Consider the following 16,368-nt stretch of genomic DNA (forward strand, 5'->3'; position numbering starts at 1 on the left):
AGCCCGGAGTGTTGCGCTCCGGGCTGCGGGTTACTCTTCCGCTTTATGGGCCCACGCGGGCATGGCCGTTAAGTAGCGCATCGCCCGCTTGCGCGCTTCCGCGGGGCCGACCTTCTGCCAGGAATCGAGGAACTCGGCCAGGCCGGAGACGGCGTCCTCCCAGGATTTAAGCTTCCCCTCGCTATCGCAGCACCAGGCGCAGTACTCGTCGCTTGCGCTTTTCGCATCCTCTGCGGACATCGGCATTCCACAGGCCTGACAAAACCGTTCTTGCTGTGACATAGAGCGCTCCTTTCTTGCGGATTGAGCATAAAAAATACAGCATTGTTTGCACAATAACGTTCTGCCAGTTCAAATATCCGTAAATTATTTATGGTTATTGTTGTATCACCCAGCATTGCTCCCGGTTCTCTGAACGCGTTCGTCTACACTAAACAGGGACAGGTGTTTGACGCAGCTGATTCAGGCGCATCCACGGTTTAAAACAGATTAAGACAGGACGCAACCATGCAACTTAACGACCCTACCCTTTTTCGCCAGCAGGCGTTGATTAACGGACGCTGGCGCGACGCCAGCAGCAAAGAGACCCTCGCGGTCACGAACCCCGCCAACGGCCAGCAGCTGGGCAGCGTGCCCAAAATGGGCGCCGCAGAAACCCGCGAGGCTATCGATGCCGCCGCCGGCGCGCTGCCCGCATGGCGCGCCCTTACCGCCAAAGAACGCTCCGCTATCCTGCGCCGCTGGTTTGAGCTGATGATGGAGCATCAGGACGATTTGGCGCGCCTGATGACGCTGGAACAGGGTAAACCGCTGGCGGAAGCAAAAGGTGAAATCAGCTACGCCGCCTCCTTTATCGAGTGGTTTGCCGAAGAGGGCAAGCGCATCTACGGCGACACCATTCCCGGCCATCAGGCCGACAAGCGGCTGCTGGTGATTAAGCAGCCGATTGGCGTGACCGCCGCTATCACCCCGTGGAATTTTCCCTCGGCGATGATCACCCGCAAGGCGGGCCCGGCGCTGGCCGCAGGCTGCACGATGGTGCTCAAGCCCGCCAGCCAGACCCCGTTCTCCGCGCTGGCGCTGGCGGAGCTTGCCAACCGCGCCGGGATCCCCGAGGGCGTGTTTAATGTGGTCACCGGATCGGCCAGCGAAGTCGGCAATGAGCTCACCGGTAACCCGCTGGTGCGCAAACTCTCGTTTACCGGCTCGACGGAAATTGGCCGCCAGCTGATGGAACAGTGCGCGAAAGATATCAAGAAGGTCTCGCTGGAGCTCGGCGGCAACGCGCCGTTTATCGTTTTTGATGACGCCGATCTGGATAAAGCCGTCGAAGGCGCGCTGGCCTCCAAGTTTCGCAACGCCGGGCAGACCTGCGTCTGCGCCAACCGCCTGTATGTCCAGGATGGCGTCTACGATCGTTTCGCCGAAAAGCTTCAGCAGGCGGTGAGTAAGCTGCAAATCGGCGATGGCCTGCAGCCGAACGTCACCATCGGGCCGCTGATTGACGAGAAAGCAATCGCCAAAGTACAGGAGCATATCGCCGATGCGCTGGGCAAAGGCGCGCGGATAGTAACCGGCGGGAAAGTTCATGAGCTCGGCGGAAACTTCTTTCAGCCAACGATTCTGGTGGACGTCCCCGGTGATGCCAAAGTGGCGAAAGAAGAGACCTTTGGCCCCCTCGCCCCGCTATTCCGCTTTAAAGATGAAGCGGATGTTATTGCTCAGGCCAACGACACCGAATTCGGCCTGGCGGCCTATTTCTACGCTCGCGATCTGAGCCGCGTCTTTCGCGTCGGCGAAGCGCTGGAGTACGGCATTATCGGGATTAACACCGGCCTGATCTCCACCGAGGTCGCCCCGTTCGGCGGCGTGAAATCTTCCGGTCTCGGCCGCGAAGGGTCGAAGTATGGCATCGAGGATTACTTAGAAATCAAATACATGTGCATTGGGATTTAACCAATAAACGCGCCAGCCCCAGCTGGCGCGGATTTTTTAACGCTCAAGTGCGGATCGGCCAGGAAATGTAGTCACGACGGCCGTTCGTTTGCCGCCCGGGTCTCTCCGCCCCTATTTAATCGTAACCGCCATTTTTATGCTTCAGGCAATGATAAAAATATTATTGCCCGTCAGGAAAAGTTATCTCCTCTCAGTCCGGGGCAGGTTCGACATAAGATTAATCGTAGGCTACAATAATCAACGCCGAGCTAAAGCTTAATTTTTGAATAGATTCATAGACATAAATTCAGCTTTAAAGAAGGACAGGACATCATTTTATTGACTATAAAACGAGCAAAAAGATGACGGATAGCACCATTAAAATTTACAACGCCCGCTATAGTAAGCTGATGAAGCTACTGGATTTTATTGCCGTCAACTTGTTCATTTTCGCTTATTTAAAATACTTTTTCGTCGAACCCTCAACGGCCTCTCTGTTCCTGGGCATAATATATTCACTGATTTTTATCAGAGCCAATGAACACTTTCAGCTATATTCTGGTCAGTTTAAAGGCCAGTATTTAAAAAAATTAACTAAATTGTTTTTCAGCGTCAGTATAAGCGGCTTGTTATCATTTTTATTGTTTGTAAGTGCCGAATTATTACTGAACAATCACGCCAGCACAAATGCGGTGCGATTAGCTGAAATTATTGTGCTGTGCTCGATTGCCATATTTATTAGTATGTTTCTGATTCGCGTTATCTCCAGCCGCTATTTTTTCAAATCCAGACTCAAGGTGGCTATTTTAGGCATAACGCCAGCCGGGCTGGCCATCGAGCAGGCGCTGTTTAAGGAGTATACCCACGACGGGATTGACATCACCTTCTTTGAGGACCGCGCCGTGCAGCGCGACAGTCGCCTGCTCAGCATTGATAAAAAAGGCAACTCACGCGACCTGCTGGCGCTGGCGAAAGCCGGAGAAATCGATGAAGTCTATATTGCCCTGCCGATGGTCGCCCAGCAGCGTATTCGCCAGTTCTTGAATGAATTTTCCGACACCACCGTAGATGTGTTTCTGGTACCGGACCTCTTTTCCTACAGCTCACATATTTCTCAGCTGCGGATGTTTGGCAATATTCAGACGATCAGCATTTTTACCTCGCCGTTTGAAGGCGAAGGCGCGGTACTCAAGCGTATCGAAGATATCGTGCTTGGCGCTTTTTTTACCCTGGTCAGCCTGCCGGTCATGCTGGCGGTGGCGATCGGAATTAAGCTGACTTCGCCGGGCCCGGTGCTGTTTAAACAAAACCGTTACGGCCTGAACGGTAAACAGATCCCCGTCTGGAAGTTCAGAACCATGCGCGTGATGGAAAACAGCGCGGTAGTGACCCAGGCAACGCGTAACGATCCGCGCATTACCCGATTCGGCGCCTTTTTACGTAAAACCTCACTTGACGAACTGCCGCAGTTTTTTAACGTGCTGCAGGGAACCATGTCGATAGTGGGCCCACGCCCTCACGCGGTCGCGCATAATGAGCAGTATCGCGTGCTGGTGGAAAATTACATGATCCGCCATAAAGTGAAGCCCGGCATTACCGGGCTGGCGCAAATACACGGTTTTCGCGGCGAAACCGACACGATTGATAAAATGGAAAAACGCATTCAGTACGATCTGGAATATATTCAGTCGTGGTCGCTGCTGCTGGACATTAAAATTGTGTTTTTAACGTTTTTCCGCGGATTTGTGGGGAAGAATGCGTTCTGAACTCACTTTCCTCGCAGGTTTGCTGGCGATGCCTTACGCATGGGCTGACCTGCAGGCAAAACCACATACCGGTGTGGCTGGCATCGATTTCGAGAGCCAGGTGGGTTATGACGTCGGTTACAATGACAACGTGACCTGGCAACGCTACGGCGGGAATGAAATCGGCTCCGCTTATCAAGGCGTTAAGCCGATTTTCAAAGCCATCGGCGAGCGCTACGAGGACCGCTATTTATTGATGTACTCCGGCGATTACCGCCGCTACGCCAGCGATAGCGCAGATAACCGCGACAACCATTTTTTTATGTTTAACGGCAAGTGGCGCTTCGGCAGCATGCACGGGCTGTCGTTGGATCTCGATGAAACGTTCGGCCATGAAGAGCGCGGCCGCGATACCACCGAGGGGTTTCTCCCCGAGCAGTTTAAAGAGTTTGGCATTAATAAGCCCATCGCCACGCGCTTCTTTAACAGTGAACTGCGCTATAGCTACGGGGCGCCGGAAGGGCGCGGTAAAGCAGAAGTTGCGCTAATGCATAAGCAGCTGCGCTTTCGTAATCTCGACAGCATTGAGGACGCCAGCGCCGACTTTCATTATTACATGCACGATCAGGAGTGGCATGAAAACAGCCTGGTCGCCGAGCTTTTTGATCAAAAAGCCAAAACGCTGCGCTATCGCTACAGTTTTATTACCAACCAGCGTCGCTATGAGCTCAACCCGTTAAAAGACAGTAACGAATATTATCTGCTGGTCGGCATGAAAAATCGTCTTTCCGGCAAGACCGAGATCAACGGCAACGTCGCCTGGCTGTATAAAGATTTTATCCATAATCCCGACTCGCAGGGATTCAACGGCCTGAACTGGGATATTAACGCCGACTGGAAACCGCTTGAACAGATAAAGCTCAACCTACACAGTTCACAACGAATAAAAGATCCCACCGACTCCGGCGGCTATATTCTGGTATCAAATTTCGGTCTGGGCTATGAGCACCACTGGCTGGTCGACAGGTTCTCCACTCTGGTTGATTACTCTTATATTACAGAGGATTACAAACACCAGACCAACGGACGCAAAGATCGATCAAACCTCGTGTCGCTCACCTTCAACTATGACTACCGTCCATCCGTTAATTTTCAGCTGAAGCTGCAATGGAACACGATGCATTCTAATAAAGAAAAAGATGCCTTTTATATTGGCCCGGACTATGACCATGAGGTCGAGCGCACGCTGGGCTACCACGACTCGGCCATTATTTTTATGACGCAGGTACAAATATGATCCTTAGCTATGGAAAACGGGCGGTGATTTCTCTTCTGGCGCTATGGCTGGCGGGCTGTTCGGCGCCGCCGCAGACGATCCGAACGCCGCCGGATGCCGTTTATCATCTGGACCAGGGAGATGAGATCAATATCGCGGTTTCCGGCGAGCAGGATCTCACTATGCGCGTAAAAATCGATAATAGCGGCAGCGTTGATTATCCTTATATAGGCTCCCTGATGCTGAAAGGGAAAACGCCTGAACAGGTCGGCAACGAAATTGCCGATAAGCTGCGCGGTAACTATCTGCAGGCGCCAATGGTGACCGTGAGCATTGCCGAATACCGTAAAATTTATCTGTTAGGCGAAGTCAAAAAACCGGACGGTTACGCCTGGGAACCGGGCTTAACCGCTGAAAAAGCCATTGCGCTGGCCGGCGGCTTTACCGATCGCGCCGATCGCCATGACATCCGCATTCGTCAGTTTCGCAGCGGTAAACTGCTGGAAAACGTCGCCGCCGACTCCGCCGTACAGGCCGGAGATACCATCATCATTGGCATGAGTTTCTTCTGATATGGCTATTTCATTAGTTGAAAATGGAAAGAAGAAAGAAGGCTTTATCGACTTCACGCCTTATTTCAACAAAATTAAGCACAAGCTGATCTGGTGCCTGGTGGTGGTGGTGGTGGCTGCCGCGGCGTCGTGGATCCTGACGCGCTTTATGTCATCCAGCTATACCGCAACCGCGACGGTGCTGTTTAAAGCGCAGTCGCAGGATGTTACCCCCCTGCCGCGGCTGGAAAACTATGATTCCACCCGCAGCGATTACTATGAAACCAAATACGCGCTAATGGGCTCCCGCGTGGTGCTGGAAGCCGCGGTAAAAGCGCTAAAGCTGGATCGGGACCCGGAATTTAACGGCGGGGACAATCTTGATGAGGCCGCGCGGGTCAATAATGCGCTGCGCGCCCTGCAAAAAAACCTGACCATCTCCGGCGTGCGCACCACGCAGCTGGTATCCGTTTCGATGGAGGCGAAATCGCCGCAAAAAGCCGCCGATATCGCCAACGGCGTGGCGCAGGCGTTTATCGATTACAGCCTGGCGCAGAAGCAGAAAATCTTACTTCAGGCCCAGGGCTGGAACGAGAAAATGATGGACGATCTGCGCGATAAGCTCGATCGCCAGAAAGCCGACATCGATGATTTTCTCAAACAAAACGGCCTGCTGACCTTCCGCAGCATGGATGGCTACGAGACCGAGCGCCTGGGGATCGTGATTAACCATCTGGCCGACGCCACCCAGCGCCGTCTGAAAGCGCAAACGGTATGGGATAAAGTGCGCCGTCAGCAGGGAAAAGCGCCGGAAGCCATCATCTCGCTGCCGGAAATTTCCGGTCATCCGCAGATTCAGGATCTGTGGATCGCGCTGATCCAGACGCGGCGTAACCTATCGGAAGCGGCAAAACACTATGGCCCTAAGCATCCGAAATATCTTCAGGCTCAGGCCCAGCTGCAGGTCGTCAACGGGCAGATAGGCCAGGTGTTGGGGGAACTGCTTAACGGCTTACGCCAGCAGTATCAGATTGCGCTGGACGATGAGCAGCACTATCAGCAGATGCTCAACGACCAGAAAGCCGACTTCCAGGCGCTGGGCGCCAAGCGCGATAAATACAACACCATGATGACCGCGCTGAACAAAACCGAAGAGCTGTATAAATCGCTGTATCAGCGGGCGAATGAGCAGAAGCTCTCCGAGAGCTTTTCGGTTCCCGATGAAGTGATCTACGATGCCGCCGTGCCGCCAAATCTTCCCTCTAAACCGCAGCGCGGTCTGCTTATCGTGATGGCGACCCTGATGGCGCTGGCGCTGTACATCATGTACCTGATAGTCAGCACCGCGCTCGACAAAACGGTGAACAGCATCAGCGAACTTAAAGCCAAAACGGGCCTTGATGCCAGCGGTGAGTTTCCGCTGTTGCCTCAGGCGAACAGCGCGAAGCTGACGTTCCAGAACCTGCTGTATGCCGATATGCTCCACAGCCTGCGCCTGGCGCTGCTCGGCCAGAATACTCATAGCGGGACGATACTGGTGACCTCGGCGCAGGCAGATGCCGGCAGCAGCCTGATTGCCGAAATGCTGGCGTGGTCCGCCGCTAAGTCAGGCAAAACCTTGCTCATCGATGTAGATTATCTGGCAAGCGCGGGGCTCTCCGCGCGCTATCCTCAGCATAAAACAGGGTTCAGCGAGCGTCTTGATGGCCGCAGCGCCGCGTCCAAGGCGGTGGCCCCCCTTTCCGAGACGCTGGATTTTATGCCGCGAGGCGAACTCAGCGACTCAGCCCTGCTGCTGCTCACTTCTGAACGGCTCCCGGCGCTGCTGACGACGCTGCGGCAGACCTACGATTATCTGATTATTGATGCGCCATCGCTCGGGCTGGCCCAGGACGCCCTGCTGCTGGCGCCGCACGTCGATATCAGCCTGCTGGTGGTCAACGCAGGCGAGCAGGCGTCACGCATCCGCGACGCGCAACATCGTCTGCAAGCCGCCGCGCCAACGCCTGTCGCCACCATGCTTAACCGGGTGCAAGAAGAGAACCTGGAGACGCAGGAGGGCAAACGCCTGCCCGAGCGCGGCATGGGCGAACTGATTTCACCGAAGTAGCGATTATGAACTTAATTAAGAGTATTTCTTCAATCGCCAGCTCCTCGGTCCTCTCGCAGGCGATCGGCGCTTTTTCCGTATGGCTGATTTCCCATCGCTACGGCATGGCGGAAGTCGGGCACTATGCGATGATCTACAGCAACGTGCTGATTGGCGCGCAGGTTTGCACCTTTGCGTCGCAGCTGCTGATCCCGCGCCAGGAAGAGCATGAGCTGGGGCAGAACGTGGTGTTTTGCCTGCTGCAAAGCCTGCTTCTGGCGCTGCCGTGGGCGGTCATCACCGGACTGATATTCCATCTCAATATCGCGTTTCTCTACCTGCTCACCTTCGGCTATGCGCTGGTTTTGATCGCCGAGAACCTCTCGCTGCGCGGCGGTAACTATCAGTTCCTCACCTTCCAGCGTATCGCCGTGTCGCTGGTGGTGGCGATAGCTCTGCTGGCGATGCCGAATACCACGCTGTTCTATATTGCCTGGATGGCGGGCATTTTGCTGCTGCTCGGCCTCTGCCTGCTGCGTTTGTTTCGCTTCAGCACCCTGACGCCGGCGCACTTTTCACCGCGAGCGAACGGCCTTTTTGCGCGCCAGCACTGGCAGCACCTCAGCCGCGTCGGCAGCGCGGAAGTGCTGGCGATGGCCAGCAATAACCTGCCGACGATGTTGATAAATATCTGGTTTTCACCGCTGGTCGCGGGCTATTTCTCGGTGGTGAGCCGCTTCTGTTTATCACCGGTGATGATTGTCGGTAACGCGGTGCGCAACTCCATCTTTTCAAAATGGTCGATGGATTTTCGCAACGGCACCTTTAACTATCCGGAGTACAAAAAGATTCGCCTGCTGCTGATGGCCGCGGCGCTGATCTGTATCCTTGGGATCTGGATTTTCTATCCGCTGGTCATGCGCCTGGGCTTCAGTCAGGAGTGGCTCAATTCCATTCCAACCTCACGCTATATGCTGCCCTATCTGTTCGCCGCGCTGGCCGTCAGTCCGCTGACCGTTATTGAGCTTATCTTTGGTTCTAAACGCTATTTTTTACGTATTCAGATCGAGCAGCTGCTGATTATTATCGTCGCTTTTATCGCGCTGCCTGAATTGGGCCAGCGCTATGAGATAGCCCTCCTGACGTTCTCCGTGCTGACCAGCATTCGCTATCTGTTCATCCTGCTGAAAATGAACAAACGGGCGCTACAGCTCTCCCGGCAGGAGCAGAAAATATGCAGCTAAACACCGGTCGCTATCTGGAGGTATTCGCGCTGACGACCATCGTCTTCTGCGGCACGATTCAGTATTTCACCGGCGTGGCAGCCGTGCTGTGGCTCCCCTTTTTCATGGTGCTGGTGATGGTGGTCCTGCTGATGATGCAAAGCCGGCCGCAGCCGCTGGCGCTTAGCGCGCGCGAGAAGGTGGTGCTGGCGCTGTATCTGACTTTTATCATCCTTAGCCTCTGCGCCACGGTTTTACAATCCGGCATCGTTACCGCCATCGTCGGCTTCAAAAACGAACTGGCCCTGTCGCTGGTGATGTTTTGCATGCTGCTCGGCATGTTTCGCGAGTCGCAGCTGCACCGCCTGACCCGGCTATTTTACTGGCTGTTCTACGTCCAGTTCCCGCTGGCTATCTATCAGGTGCTGGTGGTGGTGCCAAAACGCGTGGCTTTGCGCGGCGAGGATGAAAAGTGGGATTCGGTGGTCGGCACGTTTGGCGGCGACCCGATGGGCGGCGGCAATACCGCGGCTATGGGGATGTTCTGCCTGCTGATTATGCTGCTGAAGGTGTCCGAATTTAAGCACGGTATCTGCTCGTTCAAGTCGATGGCGGCGCATATCGTGCTGGCCTTTTTCCTCTGCGTGGTGGGCGAGGTAAAGTTCGTGATTCTGCTGTCGCCTTTCTTACTGGCGCTGCTGTGGATCATGCCTGCTTACGTCAGCGGCATCAGCAAAGTCACCCTGCGCTCGTTGATGATTATCGCCGCCGGAATGGTGGTGCTAATTTTTGCCGCTATCACCATTCTGGCGTCCAATTACTCGTCGGCCTTCGGCGGGGACCCGACCAAAAGCGCGCTCTCGGTATTTATCGATTCCCTCGGCTATATCTTTGATACCAATTACATTATGGAAAGCGGCGAGCTCGGCCGGTTTACCACTATTTTCTTCTGGCTCCAGCATAACGAGCTTTTTGGCCCCGGCGGGATGCTGTTTGGCTACGGTCTGAACGCCACCAACAGCGGCAGTACCGTCTCCCCCGGCTATATTGGCGCCTGGTATCATCTGATACTCGACTCCACCGCGCTGAGCATGATGCTGTGGGAAGTCGGTATTATCGGCGTGATCTTATTTATCGCCATGATTGCCGCTATTCTCATCGGCATGCGGCCCAAAGAGACCTTTTCCCGCTACGATCTCAAACGGGAAGATTTACAGCTGCTCAGCTCCGCGCCTGCGTTTTACGTCTTTGCCATTGGCTGTTTGCTCAGCCTTCCCTACAGCCAGATCCTGATGATCATTCCCATGCTACAGTTTTTATTATGGCTGGCCCTCGGGGCGCTTATTGTCATTCATCGTTCCGTCCGTCTGAACTCCGGTACCCAATATGAATAAAACGCCATCAATTACCGTCAGCATTAAGACCCTCAACGAAGCGCAGGGTATTGAAAAAACGATCGACAGCGTCCGCAAGCAATTGCAGCCTTACCCGCATCAGATTATCGTCGCCGATAGCCTGTCCACCGATAATACCCGCGAGCTGGCCGTCGCCAAAGACGCGATGGTGGTCTGCCTCGATAACGCGAAAGATCGCTGCTGCGGCGTGGGCCACCAGCTGGGCTGGTTATTCAGCGAAGGGGACTATCTGCTGCTGCTGGACGGCGATATGGAGCTGGAGCCGGGTTTTCTCGACACCGCCGTGGCGTTTCTTGAAACGCATCCCGAATATGCGGGCGTGGCGGGCAGCGTCGAGATGGATGACGCCGCTAACTATGAGTTTAAATCGCGCAAGCAGCGCCTGCATCTTATCTATCCGCAGGGCGATACCGATCATCTTGGCGGCGGCGGCCTTTACCGCCGTTCGGCAATCGAGAAAATTGGCTATCTGACCAATCTTAACCTTCACGGTTATGAAGAAGCCGAATTGGGGATCCGCTTGCAGGCCGCGGGCTATAAACTCCACCGCCTCGCCGCGCCCTATTTTAGCCATGCGTCCTATACCATGCCGACATTTAAAATGCTGACCTATCGCTGGAAGAACGGTTTTTTATGGGCGCCGGGTGAGCTATTACGCAACTGCTGGGGAAAAAAGCATTTCCCCGCCGCGCTTAAGATTGTTCGCAACGAACTGATATTCACGCTGTATATCCTGGTATTGATTATTTGCCTCCTGTCGTTCAATCCCGGGGTGATTATTATCGCCCTGCTTCCGCTGCTGGCGTTTATCGCGCTGAAGGCGATTAAAAATAAGTCGCTGCGGGACGGCGTCCAGAGCGTGATCAACTTATCGTTATTTTCCGCAGGCATGGTGCGAGGCGTCATTAACCCCGTTCGCGATCCGCTGAAACAACCCGCCGTGACCGTCTCCAACCCAAAACATATCCAGACAGAACATGAAAATATTATTCGTTAATAAATTCTTTTTTATTAAGGGCGGAGCGGAAACCGTTTTTTTCCAGGAGCGAGACGCCATGCTGCAAGCGGGCTATCAGGTTGTCGACTTCAGCATGCAGCATGCGGAAAATAAGCCTTCGCCCTGGGAAAGCTTCTTCGTACATAACGTGGATTATCATCAAAGCCACGGGCTGACGGGCAAGCTCAAAGCGGGCATCGACTTTATCTACAACGCTGAGGCCTGCAATAAACTCAACACCCTGCTGCTGGAGCAGCGCCCGGATATTGTGCACTTTCACAATATTTATCATCAGCTGACGCCCGCATTGATTGGCGTCGCTAAGCGCTTTGGCTGCAAAACCGTACTGACGGCGCACGATTATAAAATCGTCTGCCCATCGTACACCATGCTGCGCGATGGCCACGTCTGCGATGACTGTCTTACCGGTTCGGTGAGCAACGCCTTTCGCCATCGTTGCCAGCAGGGCGATACCTTTAAAAGCCTGCTGCTCTCGCTTGAAGCCTACTGGCAAAAGTTCGCGCAAAATTACGCCATGCTCGATTGCATTATCGCTCCCAGCGAATTTATGCGTCAGACGCTGCGGCGTAAATTACCCAGGTCGCGGATCGATGCGATCGTCAACGGTATTGATGCCAGCACCACGATCCCGGGCGATACGGCGGGGGATTATTTCCTCTATATTGGCCGCTTGAGCCGTGAGAAAGGCGTGGCCACCCTGGCGCTGGCGCAGCAAAAAATGCAGCAGTCCATGCCGCTGAAAATCGTCGGCGATGGCCCTCTCGGCAGCGACCTGCGCGCCCGCTTTAGCGGTCCGGAATTTCTCGGCTATATGCGCCACGGAGACGCGCTCAACGCGTTGATTCGCGGCGCGCGGGCGGTGATCGTCCCTTCCGAATATTATGAAAACTGCTCGATGTCGGTGCTGGAGGCCATGGCGTTCGGTCGCCCCGTCGTCGGCGGCAATATCGGCGGCATTCCGGAGCAAATTCGCGATGGCATTGATGGCTATCTGGTGGAACCCGGGGATGCCGACGCGCTGGCGCGCATCATGGATAGCCTGGCCGCCAATCCGCAGCAGGCGCGTGAAATGGGCATCAACGCACGCCAGCGTTTAGAGGAGAAATACGATCTCGCCCGGCATATGCAGGTTCTGCAGGAACTCTATCAGCAGCTCGTGGGGGAAGCGAAATGAAGCTCAAAGTGACGGTGCTTGGCACCCGCGGTATTCCGAACGTCCAGGGCGGCGTTGAGACCCATTGCCAGAATCTTTATCCAGAAATCTATCACCAGAATCACGCCGATATCTGCGTCATTGCCCGCTCACCGTACGTGGACTATCGCCGTAGCGAATATAAAGGCGTGCGGTTGAAAAGCCTGTGGGCACCCAAAAGCCGTAAATTCGAAGCCATTATTCACTCTACGCTGGCCGCCTTCACTACCCTCTTTGACGGCTCAAATGTGGTTCACGTTCACGCGGTCGGCCCTGGCCTGGTGGTCCCGCTGCTGCGCCTGCTCGGCAAGCGCGTCGTTTTTACCCACCACGGCCCGGACTACGATCGCCAGAAGTGGGGCAAAATGGCGAAAGAGATGCTGCGCCTCGGTGAGAAATGGGCGGTGAAATATGCTAACGAGGTTATTGTTATCTCGGAAGTGATTAATACGCTCATTAAGACCAAACACGGCCGTACCAACGCTAACGTGATCTATAACGGCGTGCGCCAACCGCAGCTTCCCGCCGAAGAGACGCGACGGGCCACGCTGAATCAGTATTCGCTGGAAGCCGGACAATACGTTGTCGCCGTCGCCCGTTTTGTGGAAGAAAAGGGGCTGCACGATCTGCTTGCCGCCTACAAAGCCTCGAACTGTTCGCTGCCGCTGGTGCTGATTGGCGATGCCGACCATCCCGATGAGTACAGCGAGCGGCTGAAGAAGCAGGCGGCCGAAACCCCGGGAGCGATCATGACCGGTTTTATTAGCGGCGATCCGCTGCACACTTTGTTCTCACAGGCCGGGCTTTTTGTTCTACCGTCTTATCACGAAGGGCTGCCCATTGCCCTGCTGGAAGCCATGTCCTGGTCACTGCCGGTTATCGTCAGCGATATCCCGGCCAACCTCGAGATTGGCCTGCCTGCCGAGGTCTATTTTCCGACGGGCAATGTCGCCGCGCTGGCGCAAAAGCTCCAGTCCTGGCGCGGCGAGGAGACCGCGGATTACAGCCAACTGATGCCTAAATACCGCTGGCCGGACATTGCGGCAAAAACCGCTCAGGTCTATCAGCGTTTAATGAATAAGAGTCAACCGTGACTAAATCAACATCCGACCTGGTCGTCGAGCGCTTTTATTCCGCGCTTGACCCGGAAACAGAAACCTCACTCACGCCGGAACAAAAGCGCGGTATTGAACAGGCGCTGGTGAGAGCGAGCCTGGCCTCGCGCCATCGCATCGATTTTCGCCATAGTTTTCCTTTTCTGCATCGCCGCTATTTCGTGGTCTTTTTATGCGGCCGCGATCTGCGCAAAATTCCGCGAGAGAGTACGCTGCTCGGGCGTATATTCTCCACCCTGGCGATTACCATCGCCGTGCTGTTCGCCATTCTTGCGGTGCTGCTGGCGCTCTATATGCTGAAATCCGCGCTGGGTATCGATGTGTTTAAAAACTTCCACGTCGGTATCTGGACGTGGTTTGTGAACCTCCACGATAAAGTGAATTAACGATGAGCTCTTTTTCGCTGCGCCGCGCCGCGCGCCTGGTGGCGCTACTGCTGGCCGGAGTCATACCCTCAGCGGCAGTGCTGGCTGAACGCACGGTTATCACCCCGCCGGCCTTTACCGGTCTGTTGACGAACCCAGGGATCGGCGTGGCCAGTTTCAACGATGGTTATGGTCAGAAACCCTCTCTGAAAGAGTATCCGGACACCGGGTTTGAATACGATCGCTTTTACTGGAGCGATCTGGAGCCTGAAGAAGGCGTCTATGATTTTGCGCCGATCGATCGTGCTTTCAGCGTCGCCGCCCGGCATCAGCCGGCGATGAACGTCGGATTGCGTTTCATGGCGCTCGATGAACCGCAATCGGGCTCGAAAATCCCCGCCTGGCTTATCAAAAAAGGCATTCAGGGACAATGGGTCGAAAATGGCAAAACCTTTGTGCCGGACCTCAGCGATCCGACCTTTATCGCCTATGCGCAAAAGCTGCTTAACGCCCTCGGCGCGCGTTATGACGGCAATCCGAACCTCGGGTTTGTCGATATCGGCATGGTGGGTTCGTGGGGGGAATGGCACAACTCCAATTTCCCTGACGTTGCGCCGTTGCTGGAAAAGTACGCTCCGGAGCAGCTCAATCGCTACGTTGATATGCACTTCAGCAGTTTCCCGAAAACGCCCAAAATCATGTTAATCAGCGGCGGTAATTCGCTGGCCTGGGCCAGCCAAAAAGGCGCGGGGTGGCGTGCGGATTGCTGGGGAGACTGGCATAACTTTTCCGCAGAGTGGAGCCATATGCGCGATGACTATCCTCAACGCCTGGCCGCGGCGCAGACGGCGTGGTCCGGGTTTAATGATAGCTGGCAGCACGCCCCCGTTAGCCTGGAAATTTGCGGTTATATGGCGGAGTGGGAAAGCGTGCAGCACTATACCCGCGAAGAGGTCCAGGCAAGCTTCGACTGGGCATTAGCGCAGCACGCCAGTACCCTGAATCTGAAATCGCGTCCGGTACCGGCAGCGTATCGCGATATCGTTGATAGCGCGTTATTGCGAATCGGCTACCGCTACCGGGTGGGTCAGCTGGAATGGGATACGCCCGTACGCAGCGGTATGCCGCTTACGCTAAACGTCACCTGGCGTAACGACGGCGTCGCGCCAGCCTATCTCCCGTACCTTGTGCAATGGCGGATAGTCAATGACGCCGGAACTACCGTTACGCAAATCAAAACGGCGGATGACGTTCGCCAGTGGCTGCCCGGCGAACATCACAGCAGCGCTACGCTGCCGCTGCCTGCCGGACTCCCGGGCGGCCAATATCGTCTGGAAGCGGCCCTGACCAATTATCAGGGCCAGCCGCGTATTCAACTCGCTAACGAAGGTAAAACCGGTGATGGATGGTATTCACTGGCTTCGTTTAACCTTAAGGAATAACCATGTTTGAGGCTATCAGGCTGGTCGCCCGGGAAATCAAATCCTGCGGCGGCATAAAAGCGAAAATCGCGGTTCTGCTTTATCGTCTGGCGACGCTCTATCGCAGCCGTAATCCTCTGTGGAAGATCTGCGGGATCCCCTTCGTTATTCTCAATATCGTGATTAACGAGTGTTTATTTTGCATTGAGCTGCCGTGGCGAGCGCGCATTGGCTATGGGCTGAAGCTGTATCATCCGCACTGCATCGTGATTAATCGGGGAACGGTCATCGGCCAGAACTGCACCCTGCGCCAGGGCGTCACGATTGGCAGCGTGACCGACAGTCAGGGTCGTGAGGGCGACAGCCCGCGCATCGGCGATAACGTCGAATTTGGCGCCCACGCCGTGGTGATTGGCGCGGTCACGCTGGGCGACAACGTCAAGGTTGGGGCAGGCACGGTGGTGACCAAAGATCTGGCCGCAGGAATGATTGCCGTCGGTCAACCCTGTCGGGTATTAAACGGTATTTAGCGCGGGTTTGCCTGGGAAGGAAACCCGCGCTGGTCGAAACGCGGGTTTTATTGCGAGCAGGATGACAGCCGCTGACCGGAACTCAGGCTCTCAGCTTAACCGGTTCGCTAAAATCATCGGCGGGCTCCAGCTTAAGACTGAACGTCGCCAGTAACGCTTCGGCTCGTTCGTGAAAACCACGTAGCGTCTTTTCAAGCTTTTCAGTGACTTCAGGATCGTCAATCGCGACCGGACGCCAGACGCCCTCTTTGTCGAACAATCCAAACTGATAGCTATAGGTGAAGCGCGATTCCTGCGCTTCCATCTCCATCCACCATCCCCAGAACTCGCGTTTTTCAGGCGCTGGTTTTACGTTGACGCAAACAGCCAGGCAATCGAAAAAGAAGCGGTTGTCTTCACATTGCTCCTCACGGATGTAAGGGCCAAGCGCCGTGAATTTCTTAATCAGCTTACTCTTCAGGTGTCCACTCGGTAACGTCATTGCGATCTCCTT

The 16,368-nt window shown here is 55.0% G+C and carries 15 protein-coding genes; 13 read left to right on the plus strand and 2 right to left on the minus strand.

Features of this window, described 5'->3' with window-relative positions; translation table 11 throughout:
- Positions 1 to 30 precede the first annotated feature (30 nt).
- Positions 31 to 282 (minus strand): zinc ribbon domain-containing protein, encoded by a 252-nt coding sequence (locus ABLU88_RS17255; protein ID WP_064358619.1) that lies wholly within the window; start codon positions 280 to 282, stop codon positions 31 to 33.
- 225 nt (positions 283 to 507) lie between these two features.
- Here ABLU88_RS17255 and gabD point away from each other — a divergent pair, with 225 nt between their 5' ends.
- The 13 genes from gabD (at position 508) to ABLU88_RS17320 (ending at position 15,875) form a co-directional block, all read left to right on the plus strand.
- Positions 508 to 1,956 carry an NADP-dependent succinate-semialdehyde dehydrogenase gene (gene gabD / locus ABLU88_RS17260; protein WP_014228049.1) on the plus strand — a complete coding sequence of 483 codons (1,449 nt, stop codon included), beginning with the start codon at positions 508 to 510 and terminating at the stop codon, positions 1,954 to 1,956.
- Positions 1,957 to 2,297: 341 nt separating this feature from the next.
- Positions 2,298 to 3,701: an undecaprenyl-phosphate glucose phosphotransferase gene (locus ABLU88_RS17265; protein ID WP_025107254.1), complete on the plus strand. Its 1,404-nt coding sequence runs from the start codon at positions 2,298 to 2,300 to the stop codon at positions 3,699 to 3,701.
- Positions 3,691 to 4,977 carry an outer membrane beta-barrel protein gene (locus ABLU88_RS17270; protein WP_049104425.1) on the plus strand — a complete coding sequence of 429 codons (1,287 nt, stop codon included), beginning with the start codon at positions 3,691 to 3,693 and terminating at the stop codon, positions 4,975 to 4,977. Before ABLU88_RS17265 ends, ABLU88_RS17270 begins: the two co-directional genes overlap by 11 nt.
- Entirely contained in the window at positions 4,974 to 5,528 is a 555-nt protein-coding gene (locus ABLU88_RS17275; protein WP_004847971.1) for a polysaccharide biosynthesis/export family protein, read from the plus strand. The genes ABLU88_RS17270 and ABLU88_RS17275 overlap by 4 nt, the downstream gene beginning before the upstream one ends.
- Before the next feature lies 1 nt (position 5,529).
- Positions 5,530 to 7,617, plus strand: a complete 2,088-nt coding sequence (locus ABLU88_RS17280) for a polysaccharide biosynthesis tyrosine autokinase (protein ID WP_348837306.1) — start codon at positions 5,530 to 5,532, stop codon at positions 7,615 to 7,617.
- Between the two features lie 5 nt (positions 7,618 to 7,622).
- Positions 7,623 to 8,840, plus strand: coding sequence for a capsular polysaccharide biosynthesis protein (locus ABLU88_RS17285; RefSeq protein ID WP_014228045.1), 1,218 nt, complete (start codon positions 7,623 to 7,625; stop codon positions 8,838 to 8,840).
- Positions 8,831 to 10,213, plus strand: a complete 1,383-nt coding sequence (locus tag ABLU88_RS17290; protein ID WP_014837479.1) for a hypothetical protein — start codon at positions 8,831 to 8,833, stop codon at positions 10,211 to 10,213. Before ABLU88_RS17285 ends, ABLU88_RS17290 begins: the two co-directional genes overlap by 10 nt.
- Positions 10,206 to 11,231: a glycosyltransferase gene (locus ABLU88_RS17295; RefSeq protein ID WP_014837478.1), complete on the plus strand. Its 1,026-nt coding sequence runs from the start codon at positions 10,206 to 10,208 to the stop codon at positions 11,229 to 11,231. The genes ABLU88_RS17290 and ABLU88_RS17295 overlap by 8 nt, the downstream gene beginning before the upstream one ends.
- A complete protein-coding gene (locus tag ABLU88_RS17300) occupies positions 11,212 to 12,426 on the plus strand; it encodes a glycosyltransferase family 4 protein (protein WP_049084247.1) in 1,215 nt (404 codons plus the stop codon). Before ABLU88_RS17295 ends, ABLU88_RS17300 begins: the two co-directional genes overlap by 20 nt.
- On the plus strand, positions 12,423 to 13,538 hold the full coding sequence (locus ABLU88_RS17305; RefSeq protein WP_049080492.1) for a glycosyltransferase family 4 protein: 1,116 nt from the start codon (positions 12,423 to 12,425) through the stop codon (positions 13,536 to 13,538). Before ABLU88_RS17300 ends, ABLU88_RS17305 begins: the two co-directional genes overlap by 4 nt.
- Entirely contained in the window at positions 13,535 to 13,945 is a 411-nt protein-coding gene (locus tag ABLU88_RS17310; protein ID WP_025107261.1) for a hypothetical protein, read from the plus strand. The genes ABLU88_RS17305 and ABLU88_RS17310 overlap by 4 nt, the downstream gene beginning before the upstream one ends.
- Positions 13,946 to 13,947: 2 nt before the next feature.
- Positions 13,948 to 15,366 carry a DUF4832 domain-containing protein gene (locus tag ABLU88_RS17315; protein WP_348837312.1) on the plus strand — a complete coding sequence of 473 codons (1,419 nt, stop codon included), beginning with the start codon at positions 13,948 to 13,950 and terminating at the stop codon, positions 15,364 to 15,366.
- 2 nt (positions 15,367 to 15,368) lie between these two features.
- On the plus strand, positions 15,369 to 15,875 hold the full coding sequence (locus ABLU88_RS17320) for a serine acetyltransferase (protein WP_014228038.1): 507 nt from the start codon (positions 15,369 to 15,371) through the stop codon (positions 15,873 to 15,875).
- Between the two features lie 82 nt (positions 15,876 to 15,957).
- On the opposite strand, the gene crl is transcribed toward ABLU88_RS17320, so the two are convergent.
- Positions 15,958 to 16,356 carry a sigma factor-binding protein Crl gene (gene crl / locus ABLU88_RS17325; protein WP_004847949.1) on the minus strand — a complete coding sequence of 133 codons (399 nt, stop codon included), beginning with the start codon at positions 16,354 to 16,356 and terminating at the stop codon, positions 15,958 to 15,960.
- Between the last annotated feature and the right edge of the window lie 12 nt (positions 16,357 to 16,368).

This window comes from Klebsiella sp. GW_Kp182, assembly GCF_040062275.1.
GTDB classification, from domain to species: Bacteria; Pseudomonadota; Gammaproteobacteria; order Enterobacterales; family Enterobacteriaceae; genus Klebsiella; species Klebsiella michiganensis.